19 protein-coding genes and 1 other annotated feature are annotated in these 18,397 nt (G+C 42.6%); of the genes, 2 read left to right on the forward strand and 17 right to left on the reverse strand.

The genetic code is table 11. The features are described 5' to 3' along the window. Positions 1-282 precede the first annotated feature (282 nt). Positions 283-684, forward strand: a complete 402-nt coding sequence (locus tag TY49_RS19685; RefSeq protein WP_041967617.1) for a hypothetical protein — start codon at positions 283-285, stop codon at positions 682-684. 37 nt (positions 685-721) lie between these two features. Here TY49_RS19685 and TY49_RS19690 read toward each other — a convergent pair whose 3' ends face one another. The 5 genes from TY49_RS19690 to infC form a co-directional block, all read right to left on the reverse strand. After that, the gene (locus tag TY49_RS19690) at positions 722-1,294 is read right to left on the reverse strand and encodes a TVP38/TMEM64 family protein (protein ID WP_041967618.1); all 573 of its coding nucleotides are present in this window, start codon (positions 1,292-1,294) and stop codon (positions 722-724) included. Positions 1,295-1,352: 58 nt separating this feature from the next. After that, positions 1,353-1,628 (reverse strand): DUF1294 domain-containing protein, encoded by a 276-nt coding sequence (locus TY49_RS19695; RefSeq protein ID WP_369390485.1) that lies wholly within the window; start codon positions 1,626-1,628, stop codon positions 1,353-1,355. 288 nt (positions 1,629-1,916) lie between these two features. Beyond that, positions 1,917-2,276 carry a 50S ribosomal protein L20 gene (gene rplT, locus TY49_RS19700; RefSeq protein ID WP_041967619.1) on the reverse strand — a complete coding sequence of 120 codons (360 nt, stop codon included), beginning with the start codon at positions 2,274-2,276 and terminating at the stop codon, positions 1,917-1,919. 38 nt (positions 2,277-2,314) lie between these two features. Further along, positions 2,315-2,515 (reverse strand): 50S ribosomal protein L35, encoded by a 201-nt coding sequence (gene rpmI, locus TY49_RS19705; protein ID WP_023627047.1) that lies wholly within the window; start codon positions 2,513-2,515, stop codon positions 2,315-2,317. A gap of 16 nt (positions 2,516-2,531) precedes the next feature. After that, complete coding sequence (gene infC / locus TY49_RS19710; protein ID WP_023627046.1) at positions 2,532-3,035, reverse strand: translation initiation factor IF-3; 504 nt, start codon at positions 3,033-3,035, stop codon at positions 2,532-2,534. Between the two features lie 130 nt (positions 3,036-3,165). Then, positions 3,166-3,292, reverse strand: a sequence feature (ribosomal protein L20 leader region). A gap of 265 nt (positions 3,293-3,557) precedes the next feature. Between infC and TY49_RS19715 the strand changes: the two genes are divergently transcribed. Beyond that, positions 3,558-3,761 carry a hypothetical protein gene (locus tag TY49_RS19715; RefSeq protein WP_041967620.1) on the forward strand — a complete coding sequence of 68 codons (204 nt, stop codon included), beginning with the start codon at positions 3,558-3,560 and terminating at the stop codon, positions 3,759-3,761. A gap of 78 nt (positions 3,762-3,839) precedes the next feature. Here TY49_RS19715 and thrS read toward each other — a convergent pair whose 3' ends face one another. The 12 genes from thrS to polA form a co-directional block, all read right to left on the reverse strand. Next, a complete protein-coding gene (gene thrS / locus TY49_RS19720) occupies positions 3,840-5,771 on the reverse strand; it encodes a threonine--tRNA ligase (RefSeq protein ID WP_041967621.1) in 1,932 nt (643 codons plus the stop codon). Between the two features lie 359 nt (positions 5,772-6,130). Next, positions 6,131-7,009 carry a putative sporulation protein YtxC gene (gene ytxC / locus TY49_RS19725; RefSeq protein ID WP_041967622.1) on the reverse strand — a complete coding sequence of 293 codons (879 nt, stop codon included), beginning with the start codon at positions 7,007-7,009 and terminating at the stop codon, positions 6,131-6,133. A 133-nt stretch (positions 7,010-7,142) separates the two neighbouring features. Next, a complete protein-coding gene (dnaI, locus tag TY49_RS19730) occupies positions 7,143-8,075 on the reverse strand; it encodes a primosomal protein DnaI (RefSeq protein ID WP_041967623.1) in 933 nt (310 codons plus the stop codon). 5 nt (positions 8,076-8,080) lie between these two features. After that, positions 8,081-9,496 carry a replication initiation and membrane attachment family protein gene (locus TY49_RS19735; RefSeq protein ID WP_041967624.1) on the reverse strand — a complete coding sequence of 472 codons (1,416 nt, stop codon included), beginning with the start codon at positions 9,494-9,496 and terminating at the stop codon, positions 8,081-8,083. A 165-nt stretch (positions 9,497-9,661) separates the two neighbouring features. Continuing rightward, complete coding sequence (gene nrdR / locus TY49_RS19740) at positions 9,662-10,123, reverse strand: transcriptional regulator NrdR (protein WP_041967634.1); 462 nt, start codon at positions 10,121-10,123, stop codon at positions 9,662-9,664. A gap of 126 nt (positions 10,124-10,249) precedes the next feature. After that, positions 10,250-10,654 (reverse strand): hypothetical protein, encoded by a 405-nt coding sequence (locus tag TY49_RS19745; RefSeq protein ID WP_041967625.1) that lies wholly within the window; start codon positions 10,652-10,654, stop codon positions 10,250-10,252. 104 nt (positions 10,655-10,758) lie between these two features. Continuing rightward, positions 10,759-11,139 (reverse strand): adenosylmethionine decarboxylase, encoded by a 381-nt coding sequence (gene speD / locus TY49_RS19750; RefSeq protein WP_041967626.1) that lies wholly within the window; start codon positions 11,137-11,139, stop codon positions 10,759-10,761. A gap of 581 nt (positions 11,140-11,720) precedes the next feature. Next, complete coding sequence (locus TY49_RS19760) at positions 11,721-12,758, reverse strand: glyceraldehyde-3-phosphate dehydrogenase (RefSeq protein ID WP_041967628.1); 1,038 nt, start codon at positions 12,756-12,758, stop codon at positions 11,721-11,723. Between the two features lie 428 nt (positions 12,759-13,186). After that, on the reverse strand, positions 13,187-13,795 hold the full coding sequence (gene coaE / locus TY49_RS19765; RefSeq protein WP_041967629.1) for a dephospho-CoA kinase: 609 nt from the start codon (positions 13,793-13,795) through the stop codon (positions 13,187-13,189). Positions 13,796-13,820: 25 nt separating this feature from the next. Then, a complete protein-coding gene (gene ytaF, locus TY49_RS19770) occupies positions 13,821-14,453 on the reverse strand; it encodes a sporulation membrane protein YtaF (protein ID WP_041967630.1) in 633 nt (210 codons plus the stop codon). Between the two features lie 334 nt (positions 14,454-14,787). Beyond that, a complete protein-coding gene (gene mutM, locus TY49_RS19775) occupies positions 14,788-15,618 on the reverse strand; it encodes a DNA-formamidopyrimidine glycosylase (RefSeq protein ID WP_041967631.1) in 831 nt (276 codons plus the stop codon). Positions 15,619-15,657: 39 nt separating this feature from the next. Next, complete coding sequence (polA, locus tag TY49_RS19780) at positions 15,658-18,288, reverse strand: DNA polymerase I (RefSeq protein WP_041967632.1); 2,631 nt, start codon at positions 18,286-18,288, stop codon at positions 15,658-15,660. Positions 18,289-18,397 lie beyond the last annotated feature (109 nt).

Genomic DNA, 18,397 nt, shown 5'->3' on the forward strand with positions numbered 1-18,397 from the left:
TACTACTGACAGCTTTCCTTTTTTCTCGCTCAAAGCTGTCCGAACTTTGGCGTACTTCTGACAACTTTCCTTTTTTCTCGCTCAAAGCTGTCCGAACTTTGGCGTACTTCTGACAACTTTCCCCTATTTGATATAAAACCTGTCAAAAACCCATCCTCCATGATTAAGTATCAATCTAAGTTTGAATCATGCCTTAAAAAAAGTATAAATCAATTATAAATTTGTTGAAACTATTTGGAATCTCATCCGTAAATAAAGAAAGTTCGCATTGGAGGGGCAGTCATGATTCTGCTTTTACGTCTTATTTTATTACTGTTATTCATTTTTCTAATATACAGCGCGGTGAAATATTTATTCCATCCGAAACGGAAGCTGGAGCTTGCTCATGAGCAGAAGCGCTTTTTCTTTTTGGATGATCCAGACAATGTCCGCAAGAATTTCTTATTAACATATAAGGGTGTTTTATTTGAGGGTGAAAAGTATTTAGGTACAACTCCATCTGCTTTTGAGGTTGTTTCCATTTTCATTTGGCCAAAAAAAACGACGGCCTTGAAAGGGCTCGTCCTAGAGGATTTCCAATTCATTGAACGGAAAATCCGCGAAAGTTATCCAGTGGCTAAAATCGACTGGAAAAGCCCGATTAAGGAATTCATGGCAAATCATGACCCGGATGATGAATTATAAAATGTAAAAGCGTCCGATAGATTCCGGACGCTTTTTCTTATGTTGTTCTATCAAAAAATTCACGCCATTTAATGAAGGTAATTTTCTCACGCAACAAATAGGCTAATAGCAAAAATACAATCATCAGAAAGAGTCCTGTAAATGAGTCAAATTCTCCGACATACTCCCCGAATAACGTATAAAAGATGACGAATGGAATATTCGCGAGAAATGAAGCAAACATAAATTCTTTAAAACTACTTTTCCGCTCGTAAAGGCAAAAGCTTAGCAGCTGGTAATGAATCACCGGCACAAGTCTCAACAGCGCAACCTGGGCGACGGTTAGATCTCTGAAGCGTCCTACCAGCCTTTTTTTCAGCCTGCTTAGCTTGTTCATCATCTCTGGAATCTGTTTCATTAAAAAATAGAATAATATACTTGCTCCCGACAAACCAAGCAGCGAATATATGATTCCTGGTACGACCCCAAACATTAATCCTCCAGCGATACATACAACCGCAGGAGGTATGAACACAAATTGGCGGAAAACATGAAACAATATGAACAATACTGGTGCATACCAGCCTCCAGATTCCACTATTATCAGCAGCATTGACCACGCATCATCCATTCTTGTCACCTGCCTGCTTAGTCTTTGTTGCTACTAGCTTATAGAATCATACAAGCTGTTATACCAAAAGCTTAAATAAATATGTAAATATGCCAATCTCAATAATAGCAAGGACCGGCAACCCATACTTAAACTGGGCATGCTTCGTCTTATGCCTGTAATGCTTCATACCAGCTGTTACCCCGATTGCACCTCCAAAAAAAGCAACATTCCATAGTGTTTTTTCGCTTATTCGATAATGATTGTTTCTTGCTCGCTTTTTATCCATTCCCATGATAAAAAAGCCCGCAAGATTCATGACTGCAATTAATCCAGCCAAACTCCATATTCCCACATCCCCACGTCCTCTTTAAGTTCTATGAAATCATTATATCTTTATTAAAGGCTGTTTTCGAAAAGATTGTTGTTAAGATACTAAAGCCGATTTTAACGTAATATATACCCATTTTGCAGGTCGGTATTAAGTTTGCATGCTCTTTTCTCATAAGAAGCGTCAACTTTACGAAGGAATATAGGTAATTCACTCCAATTTTGTATTCAATAGCAACAAAGTTTGAGAAAAGAGACTTATAAAAAGAAAAAACCACTCTCAATATGAGAATGGTTCATCTTATCGATTTAATTACTTGTTGAATTGTTGCTTAGCTGTTTCAGCCAATTGAGCGAATGCTGCTGCATCGCTTACTGCAAGTTCAGCAAGCATCTTGCGGTTTACTTCGATACCAGCAAGCTTTAGGCCGTGCATCATACGGCTGTATGAAAGACCGTTCATGCGAGCTGCTGCGTTGATACGAGCAATCCAAAGTTTGCGGAAGTCGCGCTTCTTCTGGCGACGGTCGCGGAATGCATACATTAGGGATTTCATAACCTGCTGGTTAGCAACCTTGTATAATGTATGTTTTGAACCGTAATAACCTTTAGCTAATTTAATGACTTTTTTACGACGCTTGCGCGTAACTGTACCGCCTTTTACACGTGGCATTTAATTACCCTCCTATATAAATCGAGATTGCTCGATTTTTACTTAATGTTGTCAAGCATGTGACGAATGCGTTTGAAATCGCCTTTTGAAACAATTGCAGATTTGCGAAGCTTACGCTTAGCCTTTGTAGACTTGTTAGCAAATAAGTGGCTAGTGTAAGCGTGTGAACGCTTAAGCTTGCCAGTTCCAGTTTTCTTGAAACGCTTGGCAGTGCCGCGGTGAGTTTTCATTTTTGGCATAGGGACTTCCTCCTCGTTACTTTTCAGTTTTAGGTGCTAGTACCAGGAACATGCTTCGGCCATCCATTTTTGGATGTGATTCAATTGTCGCTACCTCTTTGCAAGCTTCAGAGAAGCGATCGAGAACACGCTGTCCGATTTCCTTATGAGTTATAGCACGGCCTTTAAAACGGATTGATGCTTTAACCTTATCGCCTTTTTCCAGGAACTTGATAGCATTGCGCAACTTCGTGTTAAAGTCATGCTCATCAATTGACGGACTAAGACGGACTTCTTTAGTTGTGATGATTTTTTGGTTCTTACGTGCTTCTTTTTCTTTCTTTTGCTGTTCAAACTTGAATTTTCCGTAGTCCATGATTCGGCCTACAGGAGGCTTCGCGTTCGGAGCAACAAGCACAAGATCAAGATTTACACGCGTTGCGATCTCAAGAGCCTCAGCTTTGGATTTGATTCCTAATTGCTCGCCATTTTGATCGATCAGACGAATTTCGCGAGCACGAATTCCCTCGTTTAGTAACATCGCATCTTTGCTAATAATTAGCCACCTCCAGGGTATTGTCGAATACATTGTCAAGGAGAAGAAGTACATTGCCAGGCCGAAGCCGCATCTTGCTCACACAATGACATACGATATAGTCCATTTTTATTTTGCAATAAAAAAAGTGCAGGCGACAACACCCACACTTACGAAAACAAAATAATTAGACGTTTACGTATTACCTGCCAACAGCACAATTGCGTCAACCAGGTGAGAAGCGGGTGCTTCTTCTTTCCTAAAACTTGTATTCAGTTCACTCTTGCTAATATAGCATAAAGAAATTGATGTGTCAAACGAATCACTTTCGTTAACTGCAACAAAAAGTATTGTATCAGATAGAAATACAGGCTGCAATACTTTTTTAAAAGGTACATATTAAATTCATCTTCAAAAGTTATGACCAAACGCTGTAGAATACTATTTTCATGATTAAATTGTCACAGCTAAATTCCTTATTTCTTGCTATAATTCATGGTAGAAATAGACAAGAAAGCTGGTGTACATATGTTGATTGCGATTATCATCACAGGTGTGATCACCGGATTACTCGCAGGCACTGCATTGAAGTATTTCAGGACTGGCTACGGTTTTTCAAATGACATTGATAATAAACCTGTTAACATGAAATCATGCCGGAACTGCGGCCAGAGAATTCAGCGCAGCTATACAAAAAACCTTTGTCCAACCTGTTCCAAACCCATTGAATAATAGCTATAAAATAAGAGGAGCCAGCGGCCCCTCTTATTTATGTCCAGCGCCTAGCCCATTGAGACACTTGCGCTTTTCTTATTTCTTCGCTTCCTTCCTGAATGTTTCCAGGAATTCATCAAACGCGATTGTTTCTGATTTCTGCTCGCCGTATTTACGGACGTTGACTGCTTTGTCTGATACTTCATTGTCACCGACTACGAGCATATAAGGAACTTTTTGCATTTGCGCTTCACGGATTTTATAGCCGATTTTTTCGTCGCGGCCATCGATTTCAACGCGGAAGCCTTCTGCCTTAAGCTTTTCCTTGATTTCTCTTGCATAGTCAAAGTGGACTGATGGAGATACCGGGATGATCTGTGCCTGTACTGGAGCCAGCCAAGTCGGGAACGCCCCTTTGTACTCTTCGATCAGGAAGGCAACAAAGCGTTCCATAGTCGATACGACACCGCGGTGGATGACTACCGGACGATGGTGCTTGCCGTCTTCGCCGATATAAGTCAGGTCAAAGCGCTCAGGAAGCAAGAAGTCAAGCTGGACTGTTGAAAGAGTTTCCTCTTTGCCAAGAGCAGTCTTGACCTGGACATCAAGCTTCGGTCCGTAGAATGCTGCTTCGCCATCTGCCTCGAAATATTCCAGTCCCATCTCATCCATGGCTTCTTTTAGCATGGATTGAGCTTTTTCCCACATCTGGTCATCATCAAAATATTTCTCTTTATCCTCACGATCTCTGTAGGATAGACGGAACGAATAGTCATTCATATCAAAATCCTTGTAGACTTCAAGCACAAGCTCTACTACACGTTTGAACTCTTCCTTGATTTGATCAGGACGGACAAAGAGGTGAGCATCGTTCAAAGTCATCCCGCGCACACGCTGCAACCCAGCCAACGCGCCGGACATTTCATAACGGTGCATTGTTCCAAGCTCAGCAATCCTGATTGGAAGTTCCCTGTAGCTGTGGATGCTATTTTTGTACACCATCATGTGGTGCGGGCAGTTCATTGGTCTTAAAACAAGCTGTTCATTTTCCATTTCCATTACCGGGAACATGTTTTCCTGATAGTGGTCCCAGTGTCCGGAAGTTTTATAAAGGTCGACACTTCCCATTACCGGAGTGTAGACATGGTCATAACCAAGGCTGACTTCTTTATCAACAATATAGCGTTCGATGATGCGGCGGATAGTCGCACCTTTCGGAAGCCATAGTGGAAGTCCCTGGCCTACCTTCTGTGAATTAGTAAATAAGTTAAGTTCCTTGCCAAGCTTGCGATGGTCACGCTCTTTTGCTTCTTCAAGCAGCCTCAAGTGCTCTTTCAAATCTTCCTTCTTGAAGAAAGCTGTACCGTAAATTCGTTGGAGCATCTTGTTGTCGCTGTCGCCGCGCCAGTATGCACCAGCAATGCTCAACAATTTGAATTCCTTCAGCTTGCCAGTTGATGGGACGTGCACCCCACGGCAAAGGTCGACAAAGTCTCCCTGTTCATAAAGAGTGACCTTCTCATCCGCCGGGATCGCTTCAATCAGTTCAAGCTTATATGGATCGCCAAGCTCCTTGAAAAACTTGACTGCATCCTCACGGCTTACTTCTTTTCGGACAATCTCAATGTTCTCATTGATGATTTTCTTCATTTCCTTTTCAATCTCTGGCAAATCTTCCGGAGATAAAGAATGCTCCATATCGATATCATAGTAGAAGCCACCTTCAATTACCGGCCCTACTCCGAGGTTAACATCTTTATATAGACGCTTGATTGCCTGTGCCATCAAGTGTGCTGAGCTGTGGCGCAGGATTTCTAGTGCTTCTCGATGGTCAGGAGTGACGATTTCGATCGATGCATCCTCCTCGATCGCTCTCTTAAGATCATACGGCTGTCCATTGACCATACCGGCAATGGCTTTCTTCTTTAGGCCCGGGCTGATCGAGCTGGCGATATCTTCAGTAGTTGTGCCTGCCGGAAACTCCTTCACTGCTCCATCTGGAAACGATATTTTTAACATGTCTGCCATTGGCTTTTCCTCCTTTTAAAATGTGGCGCAATTTTTGCGCGAAAAATAAAAAAACCCGTCCCTGAAACAGGGACGAGTTTGATCACACGTGGTTCCACCCAATTCCCACTCTTGCGCAAAAATAACGCAGGAATGGCTCTGGTTGCGGTAACGGCTTCTGCCGCCAGCCAATACTTGCCCTATGGGCGTTCACAGCTGGAGTTCAGAGGTGGTAAGCTTTTCTTTAGTGTTAGGAAGTTTTCAGCCAAGCCTTCCCTCTCTGGAAACCTTTCAAGAATGCCCATGTCCTCATCATTACATTCACTATTGATTTAGTATGTACGTAATTATAGTTTGTAATGTTTTGAAAATCAAGTGGGCTATTGTATATTTTCACGATCCTCATTAAAAAAGTTTACTTTTTCGTCATGAAAAGCGGAAACTGGACTGACTTTCACACGTTCTTCAAAAAGATTGATGATCGTCCTCACTAATGGCTGGTGAGGATCATCCGTATACAAGTAAATGATCTCAGGCGCAATTGACAGCAACGGCGCAATCGTCCCAGAGTCAACATAGACAGGATGGTTGACAAGCAGCTTGCGGTCAATCGTCTTAAACAGATCACTCCGTTTCATTTCTGTGAATTGCTGATTATAAAAGACCATATTCTCATCTATCACCAGATATAAATGGGACATCTGCGCCTTCCTGTCCTCCAGGAAATCCCTCAGTGTATGCAGGAAAACTTGGTACTCCTGTTCCATCTTATACTCATCAATCGCAATCTCTACCCATTGGGAGAGCTGCTCAGTATAGGCCTTCAGCCTGAACATGACAAAGGAATCAAAAGAGAATGACACTCTTTCATTAAAAATTTCATTAATCGAACTCTGAATCATTCCTTGTTCCCCGACACCTTCCATGAAGGGGGCCAGTTCTTTACGGTTGCCTTCTATGACGGAGTAAATGATATCCAGGATTTGATCCTGTTCTTCACTGTCATTATAAAAATACGATTCTGCCAGGATGGCTCTTAGCCAGTCATCACGTTTCACCTTTAAAATAAAATCATAAACACTTTTCTTGAGTACATGCAACTTCTCATTTTTATAAAATTCTTCTGGAATAAGCACTCTATTTCGATCTTCATTAAGAAGAATTGAATTCGTTTCCTGCCATGTAGTAGCAAGCCTGGCGACTAAATGTTGATACAAGTTCCAGGCATCCTGCTTTTTTTGGAAGATGATTTCAATCAACCATATCCCCCCTCTTAAATAATCCCTGATTATATATATGGGGGACTTGGACAATTTAGAAGTGTCCATATGGTCGATAACTGGTTAAAAGTGAAAAAAATGTGCCGCAGCTTGATTAGCTGCGGCACATTTTTTATATTCTGCGATTCTTGCCTTCTACTTTTACCGGCTCGGCAAGATATTTAATCCGTTCCATGATTCTTGCTGCCTTCAATTGTTCTTCTTCTCCCCGCTGGCTGTGTGTCAAATGGTGCTCCAGTCCTTTAAGGTCGAAGTTCGAAGTAAAGAAGGTTGGAAGGTTCTCAAGCATGCGGAACTGCAGAATCGTTCCGAGTATTTCATCCCTTGCCCAGCTGCTCATCGTTTCTGCTCCAATGTCATCGAGCATGAGCACATTCGCCTTTTTAATTGCTTCCAGCTTGTCATTGACAGTATGATCACCGATCGCATTTTTCATTTCTCTGAAAAATTCGGGTACATACACAATCAATGAACTGATTTGTTTCTGTGCAAGTTCATTCGCAATTGCGCCAAGCAAATATGATTTGCCTGTCCCGAACGGTCCATGAAGGAATATACCCTTTTGCTTTCGGCCTGGCTCATAATTCTCAACAAAATCTTTTGCCATCTTGATCGCCTTGAACCTTCCGGCGTCATCGAGCTCAATATCCCCGAAAGATGCCTTCAAGATTTCTTTAGGCACAAAAATACTATTGATCAGGCGTGAATTCTTTTGCTGTTCATCATGCATGACCTTCTTTTTGCAGCGGTCATATTTTATGTCAATGAAGTTCCCTTTTATGAAAAGCTCTGGCTCATAACCCTTGATCATGTTCTTGCAGCCTGCGAGACTCTCGCACTTTTCACAGCCTTTGCTCTGGTTGGAGAACTCATACAGCTTTGACATACTGCCGTCAAGCATTTCCCTGGTGATATACTCTGCATTCTCATCCAAGAATTCCTTGATATGCTGATCCTGCATGACCTGCCTCTTAATAGCTTCATAGCGCTCCTGAAAATTTTGGTTATTCGCCAGCTTCTTCAATGTTTCATTAATGTTTTGCAACTGAATCACCTCCCAGATTTGAATTTCTTCAATTCTTCTTCAAGCTTTTTCTTTTCTATTTCAAAATCAGGATCCACATCTGCAGCATTTTTTTGCTGCTGAGACTCACCATCGGTCTTTTTGCCAAACCAATCCGGCAGAACTTCTTTACGAACAGGCTTTCTTTTTCCAGATGATGAAGAAGGTGTTTTTTTCCCTTCTGCCCATTCAAGATACTGCCTGTGCTCGCTTTTTGCCAGCTGCATTGCATCCCTGACGGTCGATATTTTTTTCCTGGACCAGTGGCTGGCAATCTTTTCAATATAACCCTTTGCAAGCTTCATATCCGTTTTGAGCATAACATATTGAACTAAAACATTCACGACTCCCGGCAGGAGCTTTTGCTTGAACAATACCTCTTCGATGATCTGCAAGTCTGCCTTCGATGGTTCCGCCCCGCCAGACAGATCAATCAAAAGCTGGCGCGGGGATGTTTTTTCAAAATAAACCACTAATTCCTCTTCCTGCGTTTTCGGCTTATCAATACCAGCTTTATGCTGGAGTGGCTGGGTCCGGTCCAGTAATGCCGGGAGCTGGTCCTGGTGTTCAAACTGATACCAGTCACGAGCGGCCTTTCGAAGTTCCTCTATATCTATCTCGTTTCCAGCATTTATAGCACTCAAAACGATGTTCTTCATCTTCAATGCATCAATGCCATATAGGAAGGCAAGATTGCTGATTGCTTCCTTAACCTTAGATGTAAATGCTTTTTTAGGTATGAGTGATTCCTGTAGCCCTCCCAAAAGCAAATCGAAGTTGAACTCCGCAGGGTCAATCTGTATTTTGGAAGTTTCTCCTCTGCCAATAAAGGAATTATCTACCTCCACCTCAAGGTCGGCAGCTGAATCTTCATTATGCATTAGTGCCTGAGTCGGTACAGACAAGAACACATCCTGGAATGCCTTCGTAATCTCCTCATATCCGGGCTCTGATTCAGCAGATTTATCGCTGAAAAATCGTTTAAGTCGCAAAAATTGATTCTTGCCGACTTTTCGATACAAATAGACATTCAACATCCCATCAAGGAAAAATTGTTCAGGAGTCAAAGGCGGTTGCAATTCATAAATAAATGAACGACCTTCCTCGCTGTTTTTTACATAGGTCTTCAACAACCCCATGCCTTCGAGCTTTTGGCGAGCCTGGTAAATATCCTTCAGGTTCATGTCCATGATTGTCATCAAGTTATGGTGTGTCCCAGACTGTGACCAAAGCCGGTTCTCTTCCAGTTCACCCCATAAGGTCATATAAAGGCTTAAGCAAGCTGGCCCAATCAAAGGCTGGTACAAGAAAGTGAGCACCTTGCGATCGTAGTCATGCAATAAACCACCGGATGCAACAATATATTGGTCTACAGGCAAAGTCTCTTGCCAATGCTGAGCCATCCTTTTCCCTCCATTCTGAATCGTTAAAAAGAACTGATTTTACATAATTAACCGCTATTTGAGCTCTTCCTCAATATTTTGTATTTTTATAAGAAGAGCTTAAAAAGAGCTGAAGTTCCCTTCAGCTCCTTAAGGATTTTACTGTAACCAACAAGAACCCAGTTGTTATGATTGCTCTCTTTTCAACAACTCTTTCAATTCATCAATAAAGACATTAATATCCTTAAACTGACGGTAAACAGACGCGAACCGGACATAGGCGACTTCATCAATCTTCGCCAGCCTGTCCATCACCATTTCCCCAACGGCTTCGCTCTTAACTTCAGAAACTCCATGGCTTCGGAGTTCTTTTTCTACTTCGGAAACCAAATCCTCGAGCTCTTTCAAAGCGACGGGCCGCTTTTCACAAGCTTTTATTAAACCGCGAAGGAGTTTTTCCCGATTGAACTCTTCCCGAGTACCTTCTTTTTTCACGACAATCAAAGGAATTTCTTCAACCTTCTCGAAGGTGGTAAAGCGAAATCCGCAAGCTTCGCATTCGCGTCTGCGTCGAATTGATCGGCTATCGTCGACCGGTCTTGAATCAAGAACCCGGGTAGAGTTATTTTGGCAAGTTGGACATTTCATTTCGATCAGCTCCGAATATTTTGAAATATAGTATGAGCGAAGGACCATTCGCTTGTTCCACCAATACGTCCATAAGCATTATCCTAGTATTATCTTATAAAAAAGATGGGGGCGGGACAAGAGGAACTATTGATTTCCATACTTGCCTGAACCAATAAACGAGTGTGTGGAGTCCAGTTTCTCATAGATCTTCACCAACTCCTGCTTTAAAGCCGGGTTAATGCCTGCTAATGAAAACTTTTCCGTAGAGATATGTAAGTCGACTGCGGTCTCAAAAGCTTTTGTAGTTATAACCGTCGCTGTTAAAAAGGCGGGCAGCTTCCCCTTCAATTCGGCTGATATTTCTCCATGGTCTTTGGAAACACTCGTTATCTTAAGCGAAGGGTCAGCCTTCAGCAAGCCTTCGACCGTCTGGAACATCTGGTTAAAGTTCGTTTTATAATATCGAGTCTTCAGCTGCTCATCCCTATTGTTTTCACTTGTTCCACTGAATTTTTCGTACCGTCCTGTTATGGATTTTAATAAAGACATCAAAAATCCTCCTGCAAGTTATTTCTATTATCATTCTACCGTATTTTACGACAAAATAAAAAGAGGTGTATCGCTACACCTCTTGTGAATTTTCATATTTTCAATTATAGAGCTTTAGCTTGTGCTTGCTTCACATGCACAGGACCCATGCCGCGTGGAATTTCGATATTCTCACGAGTTTGAGCGCCAAGAGCTTCTGCAATATAGTCAGCTGCAATGTTAGGATCCAGATCACCGCAAGTGTAAACATCGATGCTAGCGTATCCGTGTTCCGGGAAGCTATGAATAGTTAAATGAGATTCAGAAATAATGACAACTCCGCTAACGCCTTGTGGCGCAAATTTGTGGAAAGCCACTTCGCGGATTTCAGCACCTGATTTCAATGCTGCTCCAACAAAAGTTTGTTCAATAAAATCCATATCATTCAATTTTTCAAAATCGCAACCCCAAAGTTCAGAAATTACATGACGACCCATTGTTTCCATATTCAATTTCCCCCTCTAATAATATTAGAATGAAATCCTTAGTTTCAATGGCATCTTAACTACCACGGGGGAAAGTTAGTCCAGAGAGGTCCTAACCCTTTAAGTAGCCAATTGGTACCGTTATTAAGAAGTTCACGATGACTAGTATACTTTGTTTATATTTTTTTTGCAACACATGAAAACAAATTTTTTTCATGATTTTGATGCTTAGATTTTTGTAGTTTGGGAGATAGCTATTCCATAGGCTTTTAGGGGGGATCTAGCTATAAAAACTGTTGGGATTTTCACATGTGGATCTCAACTAATTTGAAAAAGTCTCTGGTAAACAAGGCTGTTGATTTTCGTTCCAGGCACTTCGCTTTCCGCGGGGCTGGCGGTGAGCCTCCTCGCCGCCGTTGGCGCCTGTGGGGTCTCACCTGTCCAGCTGATCCCGCAGGAGTCTTCGCGCCTTCCACTTCAATCAACGGGGCTTTAAAAATATATAAGCCTTTAAGACAAATTAAAAAATATGAATTTCAATTCCTAACACAACCAGAAATAAAAAAAGCTTGCCGGTAAGCAAGCTTTTTGCGTTATGAAAATTATCCTACTCTTACCGTTGCTGAATTGGAATTAGACATTGCGCGGGCAACATGCTTTGTCAGATCTACAACCCTGCTTGAATAACCCCATTCATTGTCATACCATGCAAGAACCTTTACTTTGTTAGCACCGATGACCATTGTAGACAGGCCATCAATGATTGCAGAATGTTCATTGGTGTTAAAGTCGATAGAAACAAGTGGATCTGTTGTGATATCCAGAACGCCCTTGAGCCTTCCTTTAGATGCTGAATAGAATGCATCGTTGATTTCGTCCACTGTTACCTCACGCTTCAGGTCGACGACAAGGTCAACAAGCGAGACGTTTGGAGTCGGTACCCTTAGCGCCATACCATGCAGCTTTCCTTTAAGCTGAGGAAGCACAAGAGAAAGTGCCTTTGCTGCCCCAGTTGAAGTTGGAATGATGGATTGGCCGCAAGAACGCGCCCTGCGCAAATCCTTGTGCGGGTTATCGATATTGTTCTGATCATTTGTATAAGCATGAACAGTTGTCATCAAACCATTTTCGATCCCGAAAGTATCATCCAGCACTTTCGCAACCGGTGCAAGGCAGTTTGTTGTGCATGATGCATTCGAAATGATATCATGCTCTTCAATATTTAATGCGCTTTCATTTACTCCCATAACAATAGTGATATCCTCATTCGTACCAGGTGCTGTCAAAATGACCTTCCTTGCACCAGCATCAAGATGAAGTGCAGCCTTTTCACGGGAATTGAACTTTCCTGTAGCTTCTATAACAATATCAATCTTCATTTCCTTCCATGGAAGCTCAGCAGGATTTCGATTGCTTAATAGTTTAACTGTCTTTCCGTTTACAATAAGATGATCATCAGCTGGAATGACTTCACCAGCAAATTGTCCATGAGTAGAATCATATTTTATTAAATGCGCCAGTGTTTCAGCTGGGTAGCTCGCATTAATCGCTACAACCTCAAGATTCTCTTCAAGAATGGCTCTTCTGAACACCATTCTTCCAATTCTCCCAAAACCGTTAATCGCAATTCTCGCCTTCATTGTACGGCCCCTTCCGAATTAGTGTTATACTTAATAACCTCTTTGTATGGTATTAGTATAACATATTAAATTTTATTTGTGATAAATAAATGCACACATTTAAAATATAAAATAATTCTGATAATAGTGCATTTGTAGAGATGCCGACAATTTAGCCTAACCGGGATTATATTGGTTCAAACAAGGATTTGAACATCATAATCAGAATGGTCTGTATTTTCTCCTGGCTCTTAGATTAGACTGTTGATTTCCGTTCCAGGCACTTCGCTTTCCGCGGGGCTGGCGTTGAGCCTCCTCGCCGCCGTTGGCGTCTGCGGGGTCTCACCTGTCCAGCTGAGCCCGCAGGAGTCTTCGTGCCTTCCACTACAATCAACAGGAGTATAATATCAGCATTTTGCTATAACAAAGACATTACACAAAAAAAGAGCCTACTCGGCTCTTAAGATTTCCCATTTAGTTAATAGATCCATCAGTTGCTGCCTCGATTGCTCGATGCTGCCGCTGTTATCAATTACTGCGTCTGCCAAACTGACTTTACCCTTCAGCGGCATTTGTGATTTGATCCTGGAATATGCTTCTTCTTCCGAGAATTCGTTTCGCTTCATCAGTCTTTCCAACTGGGTTTTCTCATCCACATATACCACGATGATTTTTTCGACCAATCCTGTCAGCTTGCTTTCAAACAGAAGCGGAATGTCCAGGACAACGGCTTTTTCATTCGCCTCTTCAGCTTTTGCTCTCTTCTGTGCCATCCGTTCCCTTACTGCTGGATGGACAATCGAATTGAGCAGCAAGCGCTTTTCTTCATTGTTAAAAATGATCTCACCCAACTTAGGACGGTTTATCGTTCGGTCATCTGCTAAAATTTCAGTGCCAAAATGGCTGACAATATCATTGTATGCCTTTTCTCCTGGCTCCACAGCAAGCCTGGCTTCGATATCTGCGTCAATCACTGTGATGCCCAAGTCAGTGAACATTGCTGATATCGTGCTTTTTCCGCTTGCTATACCTCCTGTCAATCCGATAACTAATGACATTCCATTTTATCCTTTCAAGGGCCTGTTAAATTTTCATCAACCCAATTATGATCAATAATATTCCCGGTACAAAAGAAAATTTTTGCATCCAGCCGCTCTCCGAAAAATAACTTCCCATCCTCATCCCTGCATACACAAATAATGAACTCATGCAGGCGACTGTCAAGGCCAGGTATCCTGGAGAAAATCCTAAAAATGCCGCCCCTACCCCTGCACCAAATGCATCAAGCGACAGGGCAAGCCCGAGCATGACAGCTTCAATTCCATTGATTGTACCCGATCGGTCAAAATCCGCTGTCATTGGTTTTTTCAAAATATTGATGACAATACCAAGTGACTTGATTTCAAGATTAAGGATTATTTTTTCGTGACAGAGCAATTCTGTTTTGTCTTCGCGGAAAAATTGGAATAGTACCCATCCGCCTAAAACGATCAGGACAGCGCCACCCAGTGTCTCTGCCATTCCTGGTGAAAAAAAGCTCTCAAGAAAATGCCCGATCATCATGGCTGCCATCAGGACGACAGCCGAACAAACGGCTATTACAGAAATAGATTTAATCGGGATCTTCATTTTCCGCAATCCATACGTTAACCCTACACTGAAACTGTCAAGGCTGACAGCGAATGCAAGTAAAAGCAGGGAGATTGTTTGTGCCATAAACTGAGCTCCTTCCTGTCAATCGCTACGTTAGTATATGGAAGGAGCCCAGTTATGGTGAGAAAATCAACAAGCCAATATACAAGAAAAGCGCAAGCGCCTTGGTAAGCCCCGACAAGCGTTGGAGGGCCGACCAGTGAAGTCGTTCTTTGACTTCATTGGCAGGATCGAAACGTCTCGAGGAGTTAGGAGCCGCAGCTAGACAATCGACTCGAGCTGCTCAAAGCTAACGCTTCTCGCAAGATACTCAAGGAAGACGACTCAGAGTCGGAAACTGGCTAGGCGCTGGAGCTGGACAATTCTCGAAGTTGAAATGATATAAATTCTGATTTTATTAATTAAGTTTCTGGCACGACGGGCAATAATGAGTACCACGTCCGCCTACAACGGTTTTCTCAAGTGGAGTGCTGCAAACCTTGCATGGTTCACCCTTTCGTCCGTATGCATAAAGCTGAAGCTGGAACATGCCAATCTGTCCTTGTGAGTTCACATAGGAACGGATCGTGCTGCCACCTTTCTCAACAGCTTCAGACAGAGTGCTGACTATTTCCTTATAAAGCACTGCCTCCTCATCTCGAGTCAGGGAATTAGCAATCCTTTCGGGATGGATCTTCGCCCGGAAAAGTGCCTCATCAACATAGATATTCCCCAGGCCAACAAGGATTTTTTGGTCAAGCAGTGCCGGCTTTATTTTTCTATTGGTTTTTTTTAGTTTTTCAGACAGCCATTCCACTGAAAAATCTTCTGAAAAAGGTTCCGGACCTAAATCAGCGAGAGGCTGCGTTTCAAACTCTTTCCCTATTTCATAAAGGTGCATCGTGCCGAATTTCCTGACATCCTTGTAGCGCAATTCTGTTCCATCGGTAAAATGGAAAATGACATGCGTGTGCTTATCCACAGGTTCATCAGTATTGAATACTCCATATTTCCCTTCCATCCGTAAGTGGGAAACAAGCGCATAAAATTCCGTGTAAAGGATCAGGAATTTACCCCTCCGGCCAACATCTTTTATCGTCTGCCCTTTCAGAGCATCATTGAACTGCTCGACCTCATTTGGAGCTTTAATCATCTTTGGCCAAAAAACGGAGACCTTTTTGATTTCTTTGCCTATCGTCAGGACCTCTAATGTCCGCCTGACGGTTTCGACCTCTGGTAGTTCAGGCATTTTATCCCGCCTTTCTCTGTAAAAATCCTGTTGCAAATGCTACTTTGCGTCATACCAAGTCGGGCCATATGAGAAGTCCACCTTTAACGGCACCTTTAATTCAATGGCATTTTCCATGACTTCTGGCACGATCTTTTTCAATAACTCAATTTCATCCTCAGGTGCTTCAAAAATCAATTCATCATGTACCTGAAGCAGCAGTCTTGTCTTTATGCCCTCTTCGCGGAGTCTCTCTGCCATATCAATCATTGCCTTCTTGATAATATCTGCGGCACTTCCCTGGATTGGAGTATTCATAGCCGTCCGTTCCGCAAAACTCCTCAGGTTGAAGTTTCTTGCCGTAATTTCAGGGATATATCTGCGGCGATGTAATAATGTTTGGACATAGCCCTTCGCTTTAGCATCCTTAACGATTTCATCCATATATTCTTTGACACCAGGATAGCTTTCAAGGTATCGATCAATAAATTCGCCAGCTTCCTTCCTTGTAATGTTCAGGCTCTGGGATAATCCATAATCGCTGATTCCGTAAACAATCCCGAAGTTGACTGCTTTTGCATGTCGGCGCATATTGGAGGTGACTTCATCTTTCCCTACATTAAATACTTCCATTGCCGTCTTCGTATGGATATCCATGTCATTCTGGAAAGCATCAATCAGTTTCTCATCGCCCGCAATATGGGCGAGGACACGAAGTTCAATTTGCGAATAGTCCGCTGCAAAAATGACCCAGCCTGTTTCAGATGGAACAAATGCCTGCCTGATCTTCCTGCCTTCTTCAAGCCTGATTGGAATGTTCTGCAGGTTCGGGTCCGTCGAGCTCAATCTTCCTGTCGCTGTTAGCGCCTGGTTGAATCTTGTATGCACTTTTTCAGTCTCTTTATTGACGACCTTTTGCAAGCCTTCAATATATGTTGATTGCAATTTTCCTAGCTGGCGATAGTTAAGAATTTCTTCAATGATTTTATGTTTCGATGCCAATTTTTCAAGGACATCCGCTGAGGTAGAATAGCCTGTTTTCGTCTTTTTCACGGCAGGCAATCCCAGTTTTTCAAAAAGGATGACACCTAATTGTTTAGGAGAATTGATATTGAACTGTTCTCCTGTCATTTCAAAAATCCTCGTTTCGATATCGGCTAGACGACCTTTGATTTCTTCGCCCATATTATCCAGGCGATTCATATCAAGCTTAACGCCCTGATATTCCATATCAGCAAGCACCAATGATAGCGGCATTTCAAGACTTCTGAACAGATCATGCTGGTCATTGTCCCATAGCTCTTGCTCAAGCTTTTCTTTTAAAGACAATAGCACATCTGCCTTGCGGACCAGATGCTCTCCAAGGATATTATCCTCAGGTATTTTCCGTTTAGCACCTTTTCCATAGACAGCTGCGTCAGCCTGCACGCTCGAAAATCCATGCTGTCTTGCAATGGCAGACAGGTCATCTGGCGACTCCGAAGGATTGATGATATAGGATGCAAGTGACACATCGAAGTCGGCACCCTTCAGATGGATACCGTGATGGCGCAATGAAACCTCGGAACGTTTCGCATCATAGACAGTTTTTTTGCTTGTTTCATCCTCGGCCCATTTCTTGAACTCTTCAGATGCCAGCGCTATTTTTACAGGCAGGTAGAAGCTGCCATTTTCATTTACAACTGCAAAGCCGATAATATCGGCATAATGGTAATTATCTTCTAGCACCTCGACATAAAAGCCATTGTCTTTGGCAAAAATACCTTTCTCAATCTGATCCAGCTGCTTGAACTCAATGTCTTCAAGTTCTACATTTTCTGCTTCCGTAACTAATCCAAGCTTGTCCAGCAGGGAATTGAACCCAAGTTCCTTGAACATTTTCACGAGCTTTTCGTTCTCTGCTCCTTCATACTCAAGCTCACTCAACTCTACTCCCACAGGTGCTTCCCGCGTGATGGTTGCGAGTTCCTTGCTCATGACGGCCTGGTCTTTGAATTCCTCTAGCTTTTCCTTAAGCTTGTTCCCGCTGACTTGATCAATCGAATCCAAAAGATTCTCAAGTGTGCCATATTCCTTCAACAGCTTGATTGCTGTTTTTTCCCCTACACCGGGAACCCCTGGAATATTGTCGGACGCATCGCCCATAAGACCTTTCATATCAATGATTTGTTCCGCAGTAAGACCATATTTCTCCTTGATATGCTCAGGCGTATATTCTTCAATATCGGTGATTCCTTTTCTTGTGATATTGACTGTCGTTTTTTCAGAACTCAACTGGGTTAAGTCCTTATCCCCTGAAATGACTTTTGTTTCGAAGCCTTCTTTTTCAGCCTGCAAGCTTAATGTACCGATAATGTCATCGGCTTCATAGTTCTCCAGCTCGTATTGCGAGATACCATAAGCCGTCAGCAATTCACGGATAAACGGAAACTGCTCAGAAAGCTCAGGCGGAGTTTTTTGCCTTCCTCCCTTGTACTCACTGAAGGTTTTATGCCTGAAGGTCGTTTTCCCGGCATCAAACGCAACAAGAATATGGGTAGGCTTTTCATCCTCGAGAATCTTCATCAGCATCATCGTAAAACCATAAACGGCATTGGTATGTATTCCTTTTTCATTATTCAACAGCGGCAGTGCAAAAAACGCACGGTAAGCAATACTGTTTCCATCTATCAAAACAAGCTTTTTAGACATGTCATTCCTCCTCTTTATTAGAAAAGCGCAAGCGCCTTGGTCAGCCCCGACAAGCGCTGGAGGGCCGACCAGTGAAGTCGATCTTTGACTTCATTGGGCGGACCGAACT

This window comes from Mesobacillus selenatarsenatis SF-1 (genome assembly GCF_000813125.1).
Lineage (GTDB): Bacteria > Bacillota > Bacilli > Bacillales > Cytobacillaceae > Mesobacillus > Mesobacillus selenatarsenatis.